Here is a 1,075-nt window from a genome sequence, read left to right as displayed (position 1 = left end):
GACTTTGACCGCGACACCATCCGTTGCCGAAGGCGGCTCCATCGTCTACACCGCCAGCGTCACTGCGCCGGTCACCAACACTCCGGTCACTGTGAAACTCGCCAATGGCGAGACCATCACCATCGCAGTAGGCCAAAGCTCCGGCACTGTAACGACAGCAGTCAGCAATGATGTGTACGTCGGCCATGACTCGGTCAGCAACAGCATCACTACCGTCTCGGGCGGCAACTACGAAAGCCTGGTGGCCAACAAAACTGCTGTCACCACAACCGTAACCGACACCGTCGATACTTCGACCGTAACTCTGGCTGCCACTCCTTCGGTTGCCGAAGGTGGTTCGATCGTCTACACCGCCTCCGTTACCGCGCCAGTCACCAACACCCCGGTCACCGTGAAGCTCGCTAATGGCGAGACCATCACCATCGCAGTGGGCCAAAGCTCCGGCACTGTAACGACAGCAGTCAGCAACGACGTGTACGTCGGCCATGACTCGGTCAGCAACAGCATCAAGGATGTATCTGGCGGTAATTACGAAAGCCTGGTGGCTAACAAAACTGCTGTCACAACAACTGTGACCGATACGGTCGATACTTCGACCGTAACGTTGACCGCTACTCCTTCGGTCGCCGAAGGCGGCTCGATCGTTTATACCGCTTCGGTCAGCGCTCCGGTTACCAACACTCCGGTCACCGTGAAACTCGCTAATGGCGAGACCATCACGATTGCGGTGGGCCAGAGCTCCGGTACCGTCAGTGCTCCGGTTACCAACGACGTGTACGTGGGTCATGCAGCTGTAAATAACAGCATCGCCACCGTTTCTGGCGGCAACTTCGAAAGCCTGGTGGCTAACAAAACTGCTGTCACAACAACTGTGACCGATACGGTCGATACTTCGACCGTAACGTTGACGGCTACTCCTTCGGTCGCCGAAGGCGGATCCATCATTTACACCGCTTCCGTCAGCGCGCCGGTCACCAACACTCCGGTCACGGTGAAACTCGCCAACGGCGAGACCATCACCATCGCAGTGGGCCAGAGCTCCGGGACTGTAACGACGGCAGTCAGCAATGACGTG

The 1,075-nt window shown here is 57.7% G+C and carries 1 protein-coding gene; it reads left to right on the top strand.

Going from position 1 to position 1,075, the window contains the following annotated elements; genetic code table 11:
• Positions 1–1,075 (top strand): immunoglobulin-like domain-containing protein (locus tag SJI00_RS22330; protein WP_322463852.1); only part of this gene is annotated, 1,075 nt, incomplete at both ends.

Source organism: Pseudomonas gebzensis (assembly GCF_034427815.1).
Classification (GTDB): domain Bacteria; phylum Pseudomonadota; class Gammaproteobacteria; order Pseudomonadales; family Pseudomonadaceae; genus Aquipseudomonas.
The sequence above is the reverse complement of the archived record's forward strand: the minus strand, read 5'-3'. Positions and strand labels throughout refer to the sequence as shown.